We start from the raw sequence: 15,908 nt of genomic DNA, 5'->3' as shown, positions 1-15,908 counted from the left end.
GAAGTTGAAAGATACATTTGTTGAAAAAGTAGATGACTTTGTAAAGCAGCATGATGTATTAAAGAATGATTCAACAATTGTTGTGGGAGTTTCTGGTGGTCCTGACTCGTTAGCGCTTTTATATTATTTATTAGAAAAAAGAGCGGAAAAACAGTTGGAAATTGTAGTTGCTCATGTGGATCATATGTTTAGAGGTGATGAATCTTATGAGGATTTACAGTTTGTGCAGGGCCTTTGTGAAGAACTGGGAATTATTTGTGAAACGATAAGGATTAATGTATCACAATATCAACAGCAATACGGAATGAATGCACAGGTTGCTGCGAGAGAATGCAGATATGCATTTTTGGAAAGAATAATGAAGAAATATGATGCGAGATATGTTGCTCTTGGACATCATGGAGATGATCAAGTCGAGACAATTTTAATGCGTCTTGTAAGAGGGAGTACTCCGAAAGGATATGCAGGAATTGCAGTGAAGCGTCCTTTTCATAATGGATATTTAATTAGGCCGTTACTTGGCGTAACGAAGGAAGAAATTGTTGATTACTGTAATAAGCTAAATTTAATGCCACGTATAGATCCGAGTAATAAAAAGGAAGTATATACAAGGAATCGATTACGTAAATATGTCCTTCCTCATTTGAAAGAAGAAAATCCACAAATGCATGAGAAATTCCAAAAATTTAGCGTGCAGATGCAAGAGGATGAGGCTTATTTGCAGGAATTAGCTTTTGAGAAAATGAATAAAGTAATTACAAAAAAAAGTGATAAACAAATTAGCTTATCAATTCCTGCCTTTGAATCCATGTCTATGCCTTTACAAAGAAGAGGGATTCAACTAATATTAAACTATCTTTATGAATATAAGATTCCATCTTCTCTTTCTTCTATACATATTGACAAGTTGATTGAGTTTTTTAAGCGGACACAACCTTCAGGTTCACTTGATTTTCCGGGTGATTTGAAAATTGTTCGTTCATACGAGGAGTGTAGCTTTAGATTTAAACAAGAAATTGTCTCTCCTTTTTCACAAGATTTATTAGTACCCGGGACCATTACGCTATTGAACGGGGATGAATTTGTAACAGAGGTGAGCGAAGATATACCAAGTAACATGAATGAAACAGTATTTGTTGCTAAGTATAATGATATATCATATCCACTTCGTATTCGTTCTAGAGAAAATGGAGATCGCATGTCAATACAAGGTATGAATGGCACGAAAAAGATAAAAGCTATTTTTATCGAAGCGAAAGTACCGAAAGAAAAAAGAGAAGAATGGCCGGTCGTTTGTGATGCAAGTGGGACTATTATTTGGGTACCCTTGTTGAAACGATCTGCATTTGCAATTTCGAAAGAGATGGCAAAGAAGGATAAATATATGATTATTCACTACAAAAGCAAGGAGTCTTCCGGGAGGATAATGAAATGATGAATCAAGATATCGAAAAAGTATTAATTTCTGAAGAGCAAATACAAGAAAAGGTGCGCGAACTAGGTGCAATTATTGCAGAGGATTATAAAAACACAGTACCTCTTGCAATTGGTGTATTAAAAGGCGCAATGCCATTCATGGCAGATTTATTAAAGAGAACAGATACATATCTTGAAATGGATTTTATGGCTGTATCTAGTTACGGTCACTCTACAGTTTCAACAGGCGAAGTGAAAATTTTAAAAGATCTTGATACTTCTGTAGAAGGTCGCGATATTTTAATCGTCGAAGATATTATTGATAGTGGTCTTACACTAAGCTACTTAGTAGACTTATTCAAATATCGTAAAGCGAAGTCTGTAAAAATTGTTACATTATTAGATAAGCCAACAGGCCGTAAGGTTGATCTGAAAGCGGATTATGTTGGATTTACTGTTCCACATGAATTTGTAGTAGGATATGGATTAGATTATAAAGAGCAATACCGTAATCTTCCTTATGTAGGCGTATTAAAACCAAGCGTTTACTCAAATTAATTAAATATAGGCTTCACAATTGTATAGGAAAGTTTTTCTATGTTACGATTTACTATAGTGTTTATGCCGTGAGAGGAGGTTAGGAATGAATCGTATCTTCCGTAATACCATCTTTTATTTACTGATATTCTTAGTAGTAATTGGAATCGTGAGCTATTTTAATGGTTCGACACAAAAAACGACATCAGTTAGCTACGACAAATTCATTACTAAACTAGAAAGCGGTGAAGTGCGTAATGTGCAACTTCAACCGAAAAATGGTGTATTTGAGGTAAAAGGACAATTTAATAACTCTAGCCAAGGAGAACAATTTGTTACTTATGCACCAAATACTGAGGAATTACAAAAGAAAATTAATGATAAAGCGAAAGGTGCTGAAGTTAAGTATCAACCAGCAGAAGAAACAAGTGCTTGGGTAACATTCTTTACTTCAATCATTCCATTTGTCATCATCTTCATTTTATTCTTCTTCTTATTAAACCAAGCTCAAGGCGGCGGTAGCCGTGTTATGAACTTCGGGAAAAGTAAGGCGAAGTTATATAATGATGAAAAGAAAAAAGTTCGTTTCAGAGATGTTGCTGGTGCGGATGAAGAGAAACAAGAACTTGTTGAGGTAGTTGAATTCTTGAAAGACCCTCGTAAGTTCTCTGAAGTTGGTGCTCGTATTCCAAAGGGTGTCCTATTAGTTGGACCTCCAGGTACAGGTAAAACTTTATTAGCACGTGCTGTTGCAGGTGAGGCTGGCGTTCCATTCTTCTCTATCAGTGGTTCTGACTTCGTAGAGATGTTTGTCGGTGTCGGTGCATCACGTGTACGTGATTTATTTGAAAATGCAAAGAAAAATGCTCCTTGTATCATTTTCATTGATGAAATTGATGCAGTAGGTCGTCAACGTGGCGCAGGTCTTGGTGGTGGTCATGATGAGCGTGAGCAAACATTGAACCAATTACTTGTTGAAATGGATGGATTCGGTGCAAACGAAGGTATTATTATCGTTGCTGCGACAAACCGTCCAGACATTCTTGACCCAGCGTTATTACGTCCAGGTCGTTTTGACCGTCAAATTACAGTAGATCGTCCAGATGTAAATGGCCGTGAAGCTGTACTGAAAGTACATGCGCGTAATAAACCACTTGATGAGCATATTAATTTAAGAGCAATTGCGACTCGTACACCAGGATTCTCTGGTGCGGATCTTGAAAACTTATTAAACGAAGCTGCTTTAGTAGCTGCACGTCAAGATAAGAAGAAAATTGATATGAGTGATATCGATGAAGCGACGGATCGTGTTATTGCAGGTCCAGCTAAGAAAAGTCGTGTTATCTCTGAAAAAGAACGTAATATCGTTGCTTTCCATGAAGCAGGTCATACTGTAATTGGTGTTGTTCTTGATGAAGCAGATGTCGTTCATAAAGTAACAATTGTCCCTCGTGGTCAGGCTGGTGGATATGCGGTAATGCTTCCGAAAGAAGATCGTTACTTCATGACGAAACCAGAGTTACTTGATAAAATCACTGGTTTACTTGGTGGCCGAGTAGCTGAGGAGATTGTATTTGGTGAAGTGAGTACAGGTGCTCATAATGACTTCCAACGTGCGACTGGTATTGCAAGACGTATGGTTACGGAATTTGGTATGAGTGACAAACTTGGACCGATGCAATTTGGTAGCTCGCAAGGTGGTCAAGTGTTCTTAGGAAGAGACTTCCACTCAGAACAAAACTATAGTGATGCGATTGCACATGAAATCGATATGGAAATGCAATCAATTATGAAAGAATGTTATGCTCGTGCAAAACAAATTCTTACTGAAAACCGTGATAAACTAGATATTATCGCACAAACGTTACTTGAAGTAGAAACGTTAGATGCAGAGCAAATCAATCATTTATGTGATTACGGCAGATTGCCAGAACGTCCAACATCTTCAGATGATGTGAAAGTAAACATCAACATGAAGAAAGACGATGAAGATAAAGAAGATAAGTAAGAAGTGAAGGAGTGACTATCGTCACTCCTTTCAGGCTGTGGAGAAAGTCTTCTCCACAGCCTGTTTTTGTGTCTGAACCTCTTTTTATGTGTCAACACTGATAAAAAAGAGGAAAAGGAGAGATTTTTTATGATGGGTGCTTTAAAAAATCATCGTGATGAGCGTGTATCTGTTTCTGTAGAAGAGTTGGTTCCACAAGATCATTTCCTTCGTGCAATTGAAGCGACAATTAGTTTTGATTTTATTGAAGAGAAGTTACGCCCTTATTACTGTGAAAACAATGGACGCCCGTCCATTCATCCTATTGTTTTATTTAAGATGATGTTTATTGGATATTTTTACGGTATTCGTTCTGAGCGTCAATTGGAAAAGGAAATTAAAACGAATATTGCCTACCGTTGGTTTTTAGGGTTTTCTCTATCGGATACTATTCCGGATCACTCTACAATCAGTTGGAATCGTCGTACTCGTTTTATTCATACAAATATTTTCGAAGAAATTTTTGATGAGATTGTGAGACAAGCGACGGAGCACCGGATGGTAGGAGGACGTGCACTGATGACAGATTCTACACATATTAAGGCCAATGCCAATAAAAATAAATTTGTACATAAATATAAAAAAGAAAAAGCAAAGTTTTATATAGACGAGCTAGAAGCTGCGGTAATCGAAGATCGTGAGGTACATGGAAAAAAGAATTAAAACCTAGAAAGGAAAGTGATACCCCTACCAAAAAAACTCGTATAAGTACAACGGATCCAGATAGTGGATTTTTAATGAGAGATGGAAAACCAAATGGTTTTCATTTCTTGGATCATCGTACGACTGATGCGAAGTACAATATTATTACAGATACCTATGTAACGGCTGGAAATATGGCAGATTCCGAGCCGTATTTAGCACGCCTCCAAGCTCAGATTGATAAATTCGACTTCAAAGTAGAAGCTGTTGCCCTTGATGCTGGCTATTTTACAGGATATATCTGTAAGAAACTATCAGAACGGAATATATTTATGGTGATGGGGTATCGCCGATTTGGAAAACGGAATAAAGAAGTACCGAAAAGCCAATTTAAATATGTAGAAGAAATGAATGTTTTCGCTTGTCCGATGGGATGTATTCTAGAATATGTAACAACTGATCGTGAAGGATACCGTCAATACAAATCGAATCCAGAAGACTGCGCTGTTTGTCCGTTACGTGAGGTGTGCTTTTCAAAGAAACAAAAACAAAAAGTTATCACTCATCATGTGTGGGAGAAATATAAGGATATTGCTAGAAAAAACAAGCTAACAGCTACAGGGAAAAGGTTGTATAAAGTACGCTGTTCCACTATAGAGCGAAGCTTTGCAGACGCCAAAGAACTACATGGCTACCGCTATGCCCGGTTTCGAGGGCTGAAGTCTGTCCAAATGCAAGCTTATCTCACCGCAGCTTGTCAAAACATGAAAAAAATAGCCCTCCACCTGACCAAAAAGGGTCAGGTGGAGGGCTATTTTTTAAAATTCTATTATTTTATGTTGTTTTTATTCGCTAAAATCAAAAAAGATTCCAGAGTGTTGGGAACCCTAAAGGGTTTCCCAACACTCTGGAAGGAGTGACTATCGTCACTCCTTTTTTGTTTGTTAAAATCTTTGTTAATTACTATTGAGAACTTAGTGGATAAAGTAATTTAAGTAAAACTAGTATTAAAAATTGAAATAGAGAGCAATCTTTTTGTAAAATGATGAGGATAGGAAAGCTGATTATATAAGTATGTGTGATATGATGTTTTTATAAGTTTTATACATACTGCACAAATATAGATTAAATAAGATAAGTGGTGAGAATATGATTTTTGTATTGGATGTAGGGAACACAAATGCTGTACTAGGTGTGTTTGAAGAGGGGGAACTTCGTCAGCATTGGCGCATGGAAACAGATCGTCATAAGACAGAAGATGAATATGGAATGCTTGTAAAGCAATTGCTTGAGCATGAGGGTCTTTCGTTTGAAGATGTGAAAGGTATTATTGTGTCTTCAGTCGTACCACCAATTATGTTTGCTTTAGAGCGCATGTGTGAAAAATATTTTAAAATTAAACCGCTTGTAGTAGGGCCTGGGATAAAAACAGGACTAAATATTAAATATGAAAATCCGCGTGAAGTAGGCGCAGACCGAATTGTAAATGCAGTAGCAGGAATCCACTTATATGGAAGTCCGCTCATTATTGTTGATTTTGGTACGGCTACTACATATTGTTATATTAACGAAGAAAAACATTATATGGGTGGAGTTATTACGCCAGGAATTATGATTTCAGCAGAGGCTTTATATAGCAGAGCAGCAAAACTTCCTCGTATCGAAATTACAAAACCAAGCAGTGTTGTTGGGAAAAATACAGTAAGTGCGATGCAATCTGGTATTCTTTATGGTTATGTTGGACAAGTGGAAGGTATTGTTAAGCGTATGAAAGAAGAAGCTAGACAAGAACCTAAAGTTATTGCAACAGGTGGATTGGCAAAATTAATTTCCGAAGAATCGAATGTAATTGATATTGTAGATCCGTTTTTAACGTTAAAAGGTTTGTATATGTTATATGAACGTAATGCAAATTTACAGCATGAGAAAGGTGAATAAATACGTATGAAAGATTATTTAGTAAAAGCGTTAGCATTTGATGGAGAAGTGCGTGCGTATAGTGTGCGTACAACAAATACAGTAAGTGAGGCGCAAAGACGTCATGATACATGGAGAACAGCTTCAGCGGCACTAGGGCGTTCTTTGACTGCGGGTACAATGATGGGCGCAATGTTAAAGGGTGAGCAAAAGTTAACGATTAAGGTAGAAGGTAATGGTCCAATTGGCCCTATCTTAGTAGATGCTCATGCAAATGGAGATGTACGTGGTTATGTAACGAATCCGCATGTTGATTTTGAAGGAACAGAACAAGGGAAGTTACGTGTATATCAAGCAGTAGGTACAGAGGGGTTTGTAACTGTAATTAAAGATATTGGAATGCGTGAGCCGTTTATTGGTCAATCTCCAATCGTTTCAGGAGAATTAGGAGAAGACTTTACGTATTATTTTGCAGTTTCTGAACAAACGCCTTCTTCCGTAGGTGTTGGTGTTCTTGTAAATGGAGATGATAGCATATTAGCGGCAGGTGGATTCATCCTTCAAATTATGCCGGGTGCGCAAGATGAAACGATTTCATTTATTGAAGACCGTTTACAAAAGATTCCACCTGTATCAACGTTGATTGAACAAGGTCTTTCCCCGGAAGAGCTACTATATGCAGTTCTTGGAGAAGATAAAGTAAAAGTATTAGAAACAATGGATGTTCAATTTAATTGCACATGCTCACGCGAGCGTATTGAGAGTGTATTAATTAGTTTAGGTAAAACAGAGTTAGAGCAAGTTCGTGAAGAAGAGGAAGAGACAGAAGTTCACTGTCATTTCTGTAATGAACGATACAAGTTCTCTAAAGAAGATATTACAAATTTAATCGAGAATTTGTAATAAGGGAATTAAGAGGAGCAATCCTCCAAATGAATTGACAAACAGGGAATTTTCTGACAAAATCTAAATATAGATAAAACCAATAAAAATACTCGGTGTTAGGAGTGACAGGAATGCGAGTGGCACAATCAGTTTCAGAATTAATCGGGAAAACGCCGATCGTTAAGTTGAACCGCATCGTAGAATCAGACAGCGCAGATATATACTTAAAATTAGAATTTATGAATCCGGGGAGTAGTGTTAAAGATCGTATCGCATTAGCTATGATTGAAGATGCTGAAAAAAAGGGATTATTAAAAGAGGGCGATACAATCATTGAGCCGACAAGTGGTAACACAGGAATTGGTTTAGCGATGGTAGCGGCTGCTAAAGGATATAATGCAATCTTAGTAATGCCAGAAACAATGAGTATTGAGCGTCGTAATTTATTACGTGCTTACGGTGCGGAATTAGTATTGACTCCAGGGCCTGAAGGAATGGGTGGAGCAATTCGTAAAGCGACTGAATTAGCAAAAGAACATGGCTACTTTATACCACAACAGTTCAAAAACCAATCGAATCCAGAAATTCACCGTTTAACAACAGGTCCAGAAATTATTGAACAAATGGGCGACCAATTAGATGCGTTTATTGCAGGTATTGGTACAGGTGGAACGATTACTGGTGCTGGTGAAGTACTGAAGGAAGCGTATAAAGATATTAAAATTTATGCAGTAGAACCTACAGATTCACCAGTATTATCTGGTGGGAAGCCAGGTCCACATAAAATCCAAGGAATTGGGGCGGGATTTGTTCCGGAGACGTTGGATGTAGAAGTATATGATGAAATTATTCAAGTGAAAACAGAGCAAGCATTTGAATATGCGAGAAGAGTGGCTAAAGAGGAAGGTATTTTAGTTGGTATCTCTTCAGGCGCAGTTATTTATGCAGCAACAGAGGTTGCGAAAAAGTTAGGTAAAGGGAAAAAGGTACTTGTTATTATCCCGAGTAACGGTGAACGTTATTTAAGTACACCACTTTATCAATTTGAATCCTAATTAAACGCGATTGAAAAAGCATCCTTGAAAAAGGGTGCTTTTTCTTTTGGGATTGGAAATAGGAAAAGAGTGAATGACTAGAAAACTTCATGTAAAATAAGAGGTAGTATAATTAAATTATTTTCACTAGCCTTCGAGTATAATCAATCTCTATATAAATAACTTATGTAGTTTGAGCTGGTTTATCTAAGAGGGTGGGATAAAAGAAGACGGGGTGTTGATATGCAACGAAGAAAATCTTTAGCGCTTTCTATTCCATATCAGTTAGATTTCTTTAAGCAATATAAATTTCTTTCTCAGGGTAAATCGCAACATATTTTGTTAGAAAGCGGCCGTGGCGGTCGTTATAACATTGTAGGGCTGAACCCAGTAGCGGTAATCCGAGGGAAGGGTGAAATGTTACATATAAGTGAAAGTGGTAAGGAAACAATAAAACGAGGGAATCCGTTAGATTTAATGCAAGAATATATGGAACAATGGAAGACGGACTATAACCCAGAGTATCCGCCTTTTCAAGGTGGTGCAATTGGCTATTTCAGTTATGACTGTATCCGTTATATTGAAAAGCTGCCTTCTCTTGCGGAAGATGATATTGATATACCTGACATCTTCTTTTTATTATTTGATGACGTATTTGTCTATGATCAAAAAGAACAAGTGTTATGGGTTATTACGCATTATGTAGATAAATATGAAGAGGCGAAAGAACGGCTAAATGAGTGGAAGAGTCTTTGGATGACAGAAGCGCCTGAAGTGACCGTGCCCTTTGAAAGTCCTGAAAAGAAAAGTGAAGCAGTTGCTTTTACTGAAGCTGGCTTTATGAAGGCAGTTGAATGTATTCAAGAATATATTGGAGCGGGTGATGTGTTCCAAGTAAACTTGTCGACGAGACAAGAAAGAACGTTACAGACACACCCACTAGAAATTTATACAAGTCTTCGTGAAATTAATCCATCTCCATATATGGGTTACCTGGAGCTTGGGGATTTTCAAATCGTTAGTGGATCGCCAGAGTTGTTAATTAAGAAACAAGGAACTGAAGTAAGTACAAGACCAATTGCTGGAACGAGATCTAGAGGCGCGGATGAGCAAGAGGATGAAGAATTAGCAAGAGAATTAATTGAGAACGAAAAAGAAAGAGCAGAGCATGTAATGCTTGTGGATTTAGAAAGAAATGATTTAGGACGTGTTTGTAAATATGGCACTGTAGAAGTAGATGAATTTATGGTAATTGAGAAATACTCACATGTTATGCATATTGTTTCTAATGTGCGTGGTGAGGTGGAAGAAGATAAAGATGCTTTTGATTTAGTGAAGGCTGTATTCCCTGGGGGAACAATTACTGGTGCCCCAAAAATACGTACGATGGAAATTATTGAGGAATTAGAACCTGTTCGAAGAGGGATTTATACAGGTTCAATCGGTTGGATTGGTTATTCTGGAGATACAGAATTGAATATTGTAATTAGAACACTTCTTGCTAAAGATGGAAAAGCTCATGTACAAGCAGGGGCGGGAATTGTAATTGATTCAAATCCGGAAAATGAATATAAAGAGTCGTTAAAAAAGGCGATTGCTTTATGGCGTGCAAAAGAACGTAGTGAAGAAACGGTTAGGTGAGAGAAATGATATTAATGATTGATAATTATGATTCTTTTACATTTAATTTAGTGCAGTTTCTTGGAGAACTTGGACAAGAGCTCGTTGTTAAACGTAACGATGAAGTGACTATTTCAGATATTGAGAATATGAAACCAGATTTTCTAATGATTTCTCCAGGCCCATGTAGTCCTAATGAAGCTGGGATTAGTATGGAAGTTATTAAATACTTTGCTGGAAAGATTCCGATTTTTGGTGTTTGTCTAGGGCATCAATCCATTGCACAAGTGTTTGGTGGAGAGGTTGTCCGTGCAGACCGATTAATGCATGGAAAAACGTCGCTTATGCATCATGATGGAAAGACGATTTTTTCGGATATTCCTAATCCGTTTACTGCGACGCGCTATCATTCCCTTATTGTTAAGAAAGAGACGTTACCCGATTGCTTAGAGGTAACATCTTGGACAGAGGAAGGGGAAATTATGGCACTTCGTCATAAGACATTACCGATAGAGGGTGTGCAATTCCATCCAGAATCTATTATGACTTCTCATGGGAAAGAGCTGTTGCAGAATTTCATTCGTAAATACAGTCCAAGTGCGACATTATGTTAATTTACGTAAATGGTCAGTATGTAGAAGCAAGTGAAGCGAGAATTTCTCCTTATGATCATGGTTATTTATATGGTCTTGGAGTTTTTGAAACGTTTCGTATTTATAATGGTCATCCTTTCTTATTGGATGATCATTATAACCGTTTAATAGAGGCGCTGGATACATTGCAAATTAAATGGACAATGACAAAAAATGATGTGATGCTTATTTTGAAAGATTTACTCGCTAAGAATGAATTGAAGCATGCATATGTACGTTTTAATGTATCGGCGGGTATAGATGAAATAGGATTACAAACGGAAATGTATGAAGAGCCTTCTGTTATTGTTTTTATAAAACCTTTAACAGCTCCAGGGGATGTAGTGGAAAAAGAAGGTGTTATTCTAAAACAAGTGCGAAATACACCGGAAGGGACATTTCGCCTGAAGTCTCATCACTATTTAAATAATATTTTAGGGAAGCGTGAAATTGGAAATGTTGTGAGTAAGGAAGGTATTTTCCTCACTGAAGCAGGTTATGTTGCAGAGGGCATTGTTTCGAATCTATTTTTTGTGAAAGGTGATGTTTTATATACACCTTCGTTAGAGACAGGGATTTTAAATGGTATCACTCGTGCGTTTATTATAAAGAGTGCTGAAGAATTAAATATAGAAGTAAAGGAAGGTTTCTTTACAAAAGATGAGCTACTTTCAGCGGATGAAGTCTTCGTAACAAACTCCATTCAAGAAATTGTTCCGCTTTATCGTATAGAAGCGCAGGATTTCCCGGGTAAAGTAGGAGTGGTTACAAAAAGTTTAATGTACCTTTATGGAATGCAAAGAGAGAAATTATGGAGCAGAAATGAATTACGAAGAGGAGATGTGTAGTTTGAAGTGGGATTATGATTTGCGCTGCGGCGAATATACATTGAATTTAAATGAAAAAACATTAATTATGGGGATTTTAAATGTAACACCAGATTCGTTTTCTGATGGTGGGAGTTACAACGAGGTAGATGCTGCGGTACGTCACGCAAAAGAAATGCAAGGTCAAGGTGCTCATATTATTGATATTGGTGGCGAATCTACTCGCCCAGGTTTTGCTAAAGTATCAGTAGAAGAAGAAATAAAGCGAGTTGTCCCGATAATTCAAGCAGTTTCAAAAGAAGTAAAATTGCCTATATCTATCGATACATATAAAGCTGAAGTTGCAAAGCAAGCAATTGAGGCTGGTGCTCATATTATTAATGATATTTGGGGAGCGAAGGCGGAGCCAAAAATTGCTGAAGTCGCAGCTCATTATGATGTACCCATCATTTTAATGCATAACCGCGATAATATGAATTATCGTAATTTAATGGCGGATATGATTGCTGATTTGTATGACAGTATTAAAATTGCTAAAAATGCTGGTGTGCCAGATGAGAATATTATTTTAGATCCAGGTATCGGTTTTGCTAAAACACCTGAGCAGAACTTAGAGGCGATGCGTAATTTAGAACAGTTAAATGTGCTAGGTTATCCAGTTCTCTTAGGTACTTCGAGAAAGTCCTTTATTGGGCACGTATTAGATTTGCCAGTGGAGGAACGCCTTGAGGGGACAGGAGCTACCGTTTGTCTTGGTATTGAAAAGGGCTGTGAGTTTGTTCGTGTCCATGATGTGAAAGAAATGGCGCGTATGGCTAAAATGATGGATGCGATGATTGGTAAGGGGGTAAGGTAATTGGATAAAATTTATATCCATGATATGGAGTTTTATGGTTATCATGGTGTGTTCCCAGAGGAGAATAAATTAGGTCAGAGATTTAAAGTTGACTTAACGGTGGAGTTGGATTTAAAGCGTGCAGGGGAAAGTGATGACTTAGAGCATTCGGTCAATTATGGAGAGCTTTTCGAATTATGTAGAAAAGTTGTTGAGGATAGAAAGTATAAGCTTGTGGAGAGTATCGCTGAAAATATTGCTGCAGATATATTAAAACAATATGAAAGTATTTCACGCTGTACAATTAAGGTAATTAAGCCGGATCCACCGATACCGGGTCATTATCGTGCTGTAGCAGTAGAAATTACGAGAGAACGTCCATGAACAATATAGCTTACATTGCATTAGGGTCAAATATTGGAGAGCGTTATACGTATCTAACTGAAGCGATTCAGTTTTTAAATAAAAATCCTTATATTCAGGTTGATGATATTTCATCTGTATATGAAACTGAGCCAGTTGGCTATACTGACCAAAGTTGCTTTTTAAATTTAGTTATAAAAATTTCTACCAATTTATCACCACAAGAGTTATTGAAAGTAACACAAAAAGTAGAAAATGACCTAGGAAGAAAAAGGGAAATTAGGTGGGGGCCGAGGACTATCGACCTTGACATTTTACTTTATAATCAAGAGAATATTGAAGCAGAGAATCTTATTGTTCCGCATCCGCGGATGTTTGAAAGAGCTTTTGTTATCGTTCCGTTGTTAGAGATTAATCAAGACATAAAACAAAATATTTCACGTTCACAAGTAGAAGAAATGAAAAGGCGAGAGGGAGTAACGGTATGGAAGCAGAAAAATGGGGAAGACGCATTCGTGCTTTTCGAAAGCTAAAAGGCTATACACAAGAAGGTTTTGCTAAAGAACTAGGGGTATCTGTATCTGTTTTAGGTGAGGTTGAGAGAGGGAATAGATCGCCTTCTCAAGATTTTGTAGTAGAAGTTGCTAAGGCATTAAATGTTTCGATAGAGGAATTAATGCCAAAGTGATTGTACAGGAAGGAGTAGGTTGATTGTTAAAGATTGCAAATATCGAGATGAAAAATCCGGTTGTACTAGCACCGATGGCGGGAGTGTGTAACTCTGCATTCCGTTTAACAGTAAAAGAATTTGGTGCCGGCTTAGTTTGTGCTGAAATGGTAAGTGATAAGGCAATATTACTTAATAATAAAAGAACATTAGATATGTTATATATCGACGAGAGAGAAAAGCCATTAAGTTTACAAATTTTTGGTGGAGAGAAAGAAACTCTTGTAGATGCTGCGAAATATGTAGATAAATATACGACAGCAGACATAATTGATATTAATATGGGTTGTCCAGTGCCGAAAATCGTTAAATGTGATGCGGGGGCAAGGTGGCTTTTAGATCCGAATAAAATATATGAAATGGTAGCAGCGGTTGTAGATGCTGTAGAAAAGCCGGTTACAGTTAAAATGCGTATCGGTTGGGATGAAGAACATATTTTCGCAATAGAAAATGCTAGGGCTGTTGAGCGTGCTGGTGGCCAAGCTGTGGCGGTTCACGGACGTACACGAGTGCAAATGTATGAAGGAAAAGCGGATTGGGATATTATTAAACAAGTAAAACAATCTGTAAATATCCCGGTTATCGGAAATGGTGATGTCGCAACGCCGCAAGATGCAAAGCGTATGCTTGATGAAATTGGTGTAGATGGTGTTATGATTGGTCGTGCGGCTCTTGGAGATCCGTGGATGATTTATCGTACGGTAAAGTATTTGGAGACAGGTGAATTAATGCCGGAACCAACAGTGCGCGAGAAAATTGATGTATGTATGTTACATCTAGATCGTCTTATTGACTTAAAGAACGAAAGTGTCGCTGTAAGAGAGATGAGAAAACATGCAGCTTGGTATTTAAAAGGTGTTCGTGGTAATGCGAGTGTACGTAATGGTATTAATGCTTGTAACACACGGGAAGACCTTGCGAATGTGTTAGGTACATTTGTAGAAGAAGTGGAAGCGAAACAACAAACAATTTACGTTGGTTAATAATGGACATAGGAGATTGACATTCTTCTATACACTTCCTATAATTACGTGAAAGAAAGAAGAGCTGCCAGTTAGTTGCTGGCAGTTTTTCTAGTTGAGTAGAAAATGCTATACTGTATATATTGTAAAATTAAATAGAGCTGGAGTGATATCAATATCATGGATAACATGAACCACGAAGAATTAAACGACCAATTGATTGTTCGTCGTGAAAAGCTACATAATTTACGTGAACAAGGAATTGACCCGTTCGGTAAAAGATTTGAACGCACAAATTCAACAACTGATTTAGTGAGTCTATATGGAGAGTTCTCTAAGGAAGAATTAGAGGAGAAGGAAATCGCTGTTTCTATCGCTGGTCGTATTATGACAAAACGCGGAAAAGGGAAAGCTGGATTTGCACACGTTCAAGATTTACATGGACAAGTTCAAATTTATGTTCGTAAAGATGCTGTTGGAGATGACGAGTACGAATTATTTAAAACAGCAGATTTAGGTGATTTAGTAGGTATTGAAGGTAAAGTGTTCAAAACAAATGTTGGAGAACTTTCAGTAAAAGCAACAGGCTTTACGCTATTAACGAAATCTCTTCGTCCATTACCAGATAAATACCATGGATTAAAAGATGTTGAACAACGATACCGTCAACGTTACTTAGACTTAATTACAAGTATGGAAAGTCGTGAAACGTTCGTTACTCGTAGTAAAATCATTCGTGAGATGAGAAGATACCTAGATGACAACGGTTATCTTGAAGTGGAAACACCTATGATGCATGCAATTGCAGGTGGAGCTTCTGCGCGTCCTTTCACTACACATCATAATGCGTTAGATATGGAATTATATATGCGTATCGCAATTGAGCTACATTTAAAGCGTCTTATTGTGGGTGGTTTGGAAAAAGTATATGAGATCGGCCGTGTATTCCGTAATGAGGGTGTATCAACTCGTCATAACCCTGAGTTTACGATGATTGAATTATATGAAGCATACGCTGATTATAAAGATATTATGAAGTTAACAGAAGATATGGTTGCTCATATCGCGAAAAAAGTACTGGGTACAACAACAATCCAGTATGGTGATTATGAAATTAATCTAGAACCAGAATGGACACGTCTTCATATGGTAGATGCGATTAAGCAATACTCTGGAGCTGATTTCTGGAATCCGATGAGTGTAGAAGAAGCGCGTGAGCTTGCAAAAGAACATAATGTAGAAATTAAAGATACAATGGAAGTTGGTCATATTATAAATGAATTCTTCGAACAAAAAGTAGAAGATAAATTAATCCAACCAACATTTATTTACGGTCATCCGGTAGAAATCTCACCGCTTGCGAAAAAGAATGATGAAGATCCAAGATTTACAGATCGTTTCGAATTATTTATCGTTGCACGTGAACATGCAAATGCATTCACTGAGTTAAATGATCCAATCGAT

Annotated in this window: 15 protein-coding genes and 1 pseudogene (1 of these 16 only partly in view); all 16 read left to right on the top strand. The window is 37.4% G+C overall.

Annotated features, from left to right (window positions below):
- Window positions 1-4 precede the first annotated feature (4 nt).
- Window positions 5-1,435: a tRNA lysidine(34) synthetase TilS gene (gene tilS / locus AC3WVZ_RS26645; RefSeq protein ID WP_000655463.1), complete on the top strand. Its 1,431-nt coding sequence runs from the start codon at window positions 5-7 to the stop codon at window positions 1,433-1,435.
- Complete coding sequence (gene hpt, locus AC3WVZ_RS26640; RefSeq protein WP_000981842.1) at window positions 1,432-1,974, top strand: hypoxanthine phosphoribosyltransferase; 543 nt, start codon at window positions 1,432-1,434, stop codon at window positions 1,972-1,974. Before tilS ends, hpt begins: the two co-directional genes overlap by 4 nt.
- An 85-nt stretch (window positions 1,975-2,059) precedes the next feature.
- Window positions 2,060-3,961, top strand: coding sequence for an ATP-dependent zinc metalloprotease FtsH (ftsH, locus tag AC3WVZ_RS26635; RefSeq protein ID WP_001079674.1), 1,902 nt, complete (start codon window positions 2,060-2,062; stop codon window positions 3,959-3,961).
- Between the two features lie 129 nt (window positions 3,962-4,090).
- Window positions 4,091-5,460: pseudogene (locus tag AC3WVZ_RS26630) on the top strand (IS1182-like element ISBth7 family transposase); the annotation flags it as partial.
- Window positions 5,461-5,791: 331 nt separating this feature from the next.
- On the top strand, window positions 5,792-6,580 hold the full coding sequence (locus AC3WVZ_RS26625; RefSeq protein ID WP_000578368.1) for a type III pantothenate kinase: 789 nt from the start codon (window positions 5,792-5,794) through the stop codon (window positions 6,578-6,580).
- A 6-nt stretch (window positions 6,581-6,586) separates the two neighbouring features.
- Window positions 6,587-7,462 (top strand): redox-regulated molecular chaperone HslO, encoded by an 876-nt coding sequence (gene hslO / locus AC3WVZ_RS26620; RefSeq protein WP_000656372.1) that lies wholly within the window; start codon window positions 6,587-6,589, stop codon window positions 7,460-7,462.
- Between the two features lie 113 nt (window positions 7,463-7,575).
- On the top strand, window positions 7,576-8,499 hold the full coding sequence (gene cysK / locus AC3WVZ_RS26615; protein WP_233935654.1) for a cysteine synthase A: 924 nt from the start codon (window positions 7,576-7,578) through the stop codon (window positions 8,497-8,499).
- Between the two features lie 222 nt (window positions 8,500-8,721).
- Window positions 8,722-10,119 carry an aminodeoxychorismate synthase component I gene (gene pabB, locus AC3WVZ_RS26610; RefSeq protein ID WP_001189726.1) on the top strand — a complete coding sequence of 466 codons (1,398 nt, stop codon included), beginning with the start codon at window positions 8,722-8,724 and terminating at the stop codon, window positions 10,117-10,119.
- Between the two features lie 5 nt (window positions 10,120-10,124).
- The gene (gene pabA, locus AC3WVZ_RS26605; protein ID WP_000602293.1) at window positions 10,125-10,712 is read left to right on the top strand and encodes an aminodeoxychorismate/anthranilate synthase component II; all 588 of its coding nucleotides are present in this window, start codon (window positions 10,125-10,127) and stop codon (window positions 10,710-10,712) included.
- Window positions 10,706-11,578 carry an aminodeoxychorismate lyase gene (gene pabC / locus AC3WVZ_RS26600; RefSeq protein ID WP_000909884.1) on the top strand — a complete coding sequence of 291 codons (873 nt, stop codon included), beginning with the start codon at window positions 10,706-10,708 and terminating at the stop codon, window positions 11,576-11,578. Before pabA ends, pabC begins: the two co-directional genes overlap by 7 nt.
- Window positions 11,553-12,413: a dihydropteroate synthase gene (gene folP / locus AC3WVZ_RS26595; protein WP_002183026.1), complete on the top strand. Its 861-nt coding sequence runs from the start codon at window positions 11,553-11,555 to the stop codon at window positions 12,411-12,413. The genes pabC and folP overlap by 26 nt, the downstream gene beginning before the upstream one ends.
- Complete coding sequence (gene folB, locus AC3WVZ_RS26590) at window positions 12,414-12,776, top strand: dihydroneopterin aldolase (protein ID WP_000358062.1); 363 nt, start codon at window positions 12,414-12,416, stop codon at window positions 12,774-12,776. It begins immediately after the preceding gene.
- Entirely contained in the window at window positions 12,773-13,288 is a 516-nt protein-coding gene (folK, locus tag AC3WVZ_RS26585; protein ID WP_001059450.1) for a 2-amino-4-hydroxy-6-hydroxymethyldihydropteridine diphosphokinase, read from the top strand. The genes folB and folK overlap by 4 nt, the downstream gene beginning before the upstream one ends.
- Window positions 13,240-13,443 carry a helix-turn-helix domain-containing protein gene (locus tag AC3WVZ_RS26580; RefSeq protein ID WP_000387031.1) on the top strand — a complete coding sequence of 68 codons (204 nt, stop codon included), beginning with the start codon at window positions 13,240-13,242 and terminating at the stop codon, window positions 13,441-13,443. The genes folK and AC3WVZ_RS26580 overlap by 49 nt, the downstream gene beginning before the upstream one ends.
- A 23-nt stretch (window positions 13,444-13,466) precedes the next feature.
- Entirely contained in the window at window positions 13,467-14,465 is a 999-nt protein-coding gene (gene dusB, locus AC3WVZ_RS26575; RefSeq protein WP_000912251.1) for a tRNA dihydrouridine synthase DusB, read from the top strand.
- A 159-nt stretch (window positions 14,466-14,624) separates the two neighbouring features.
- Window positions 14,625-15,908, top strand: partial view of a lysine--tRNA ligase gene (gene lysS / locus AC3WVZ_RS26570; RefSeq protein WP_000369668.1) — the 5' portion only. It continues 216 nt past the right edge of the window; the window shows 1,284 of its 1,500 coding nt (coding positions 1-1,284); it begins with the start codon at window positions 14,625-14,627; the stop codon falls past the right edge of the window.

The organism is Bacillus sp. CPT56D-587-MTF, from assembly GCF_058792335.1.
The sequence above is the reverse complement of the archived record's forward strand: the minus strand, read 5'-3'. Positions and strand labels throughout refer to the sequence as shown.

Excerpts from the sequence above, each read along its gene's own strand:
- ftsH (WP_001079674.1), top strand. The coding sequence starts at position 2,060 with ATGAATCGTATCTTCCGTAATACCATCTTTTATTTACTGATATTCTTA.
- hpt (WP_000981842.1), top strand. The coding sequence starts at position 1,432 with ATGATGAATCAAGATATCGAAAAAGTATTAATTTCTGAAGAGCAAATA.
- folP (WP_002183026.1), top strand. The coding sequence starts at position 11,553 with ATGAATTACGAAGAGGAGATGTGTAGTTTGAAGTGGGATTATGATTTG.
- AC3WVZ_RS26580 (WP_000387031.1), top strand. The coding sequence starts at position 13,240 with ATGGAAGCAGAAAAATGGGGAAGACGCATTCGTGCTTTTCGAAAGCTA.
- hslO (WP_000656372.1), top strand. The coding sequence starts at position 6,587 with ATGAAAGATTATTTAGTAAAAGCGTTAGCATTTGATGGAGAAGTGCGT.
- folK (WP_001059450.1), top strand. The coding sequence starts at position 12,773 with ATGAACAATATAGCTTACATTGCATTAGGGTCAAATATTGGAGAGCGT.
- pabB (WP_001189726.1), top strand. The coding sequence starts at position 8,722 with ATGCAACGAAGAAAATCTTTAGCGCTTTCTATTCCATATCAGTTAGAT.
- pabA (WP_000602293.1), top strand. The coding sequence starts at position 10,125 with ATGATATTAATGATTGATAATTATGATTCTTTTACATTTAATTTAGTG.
- cysK (WP_233935654.1), top strand. The coding sequence starts at position 7,576 with ATGCGAGTGGCACAATCAGTTTCAGAATTAATCGGGAAAACGCCGATC.
- AC3WVZ_RS26625 (WP_000578368.1), top strand. The coding sequence starts at position 5,792 with ATGATTTTTGTATTGGATGTAGGGAACACAAATGCTGTACTAGGTGTG.
- pabC (WP_000909884.1), top strand. The coding sequence starts at position 10,706 with ATGTTAATTTACGTAAATGGTCAGTATGTAGAAGCAAGTGAAGCGAGA.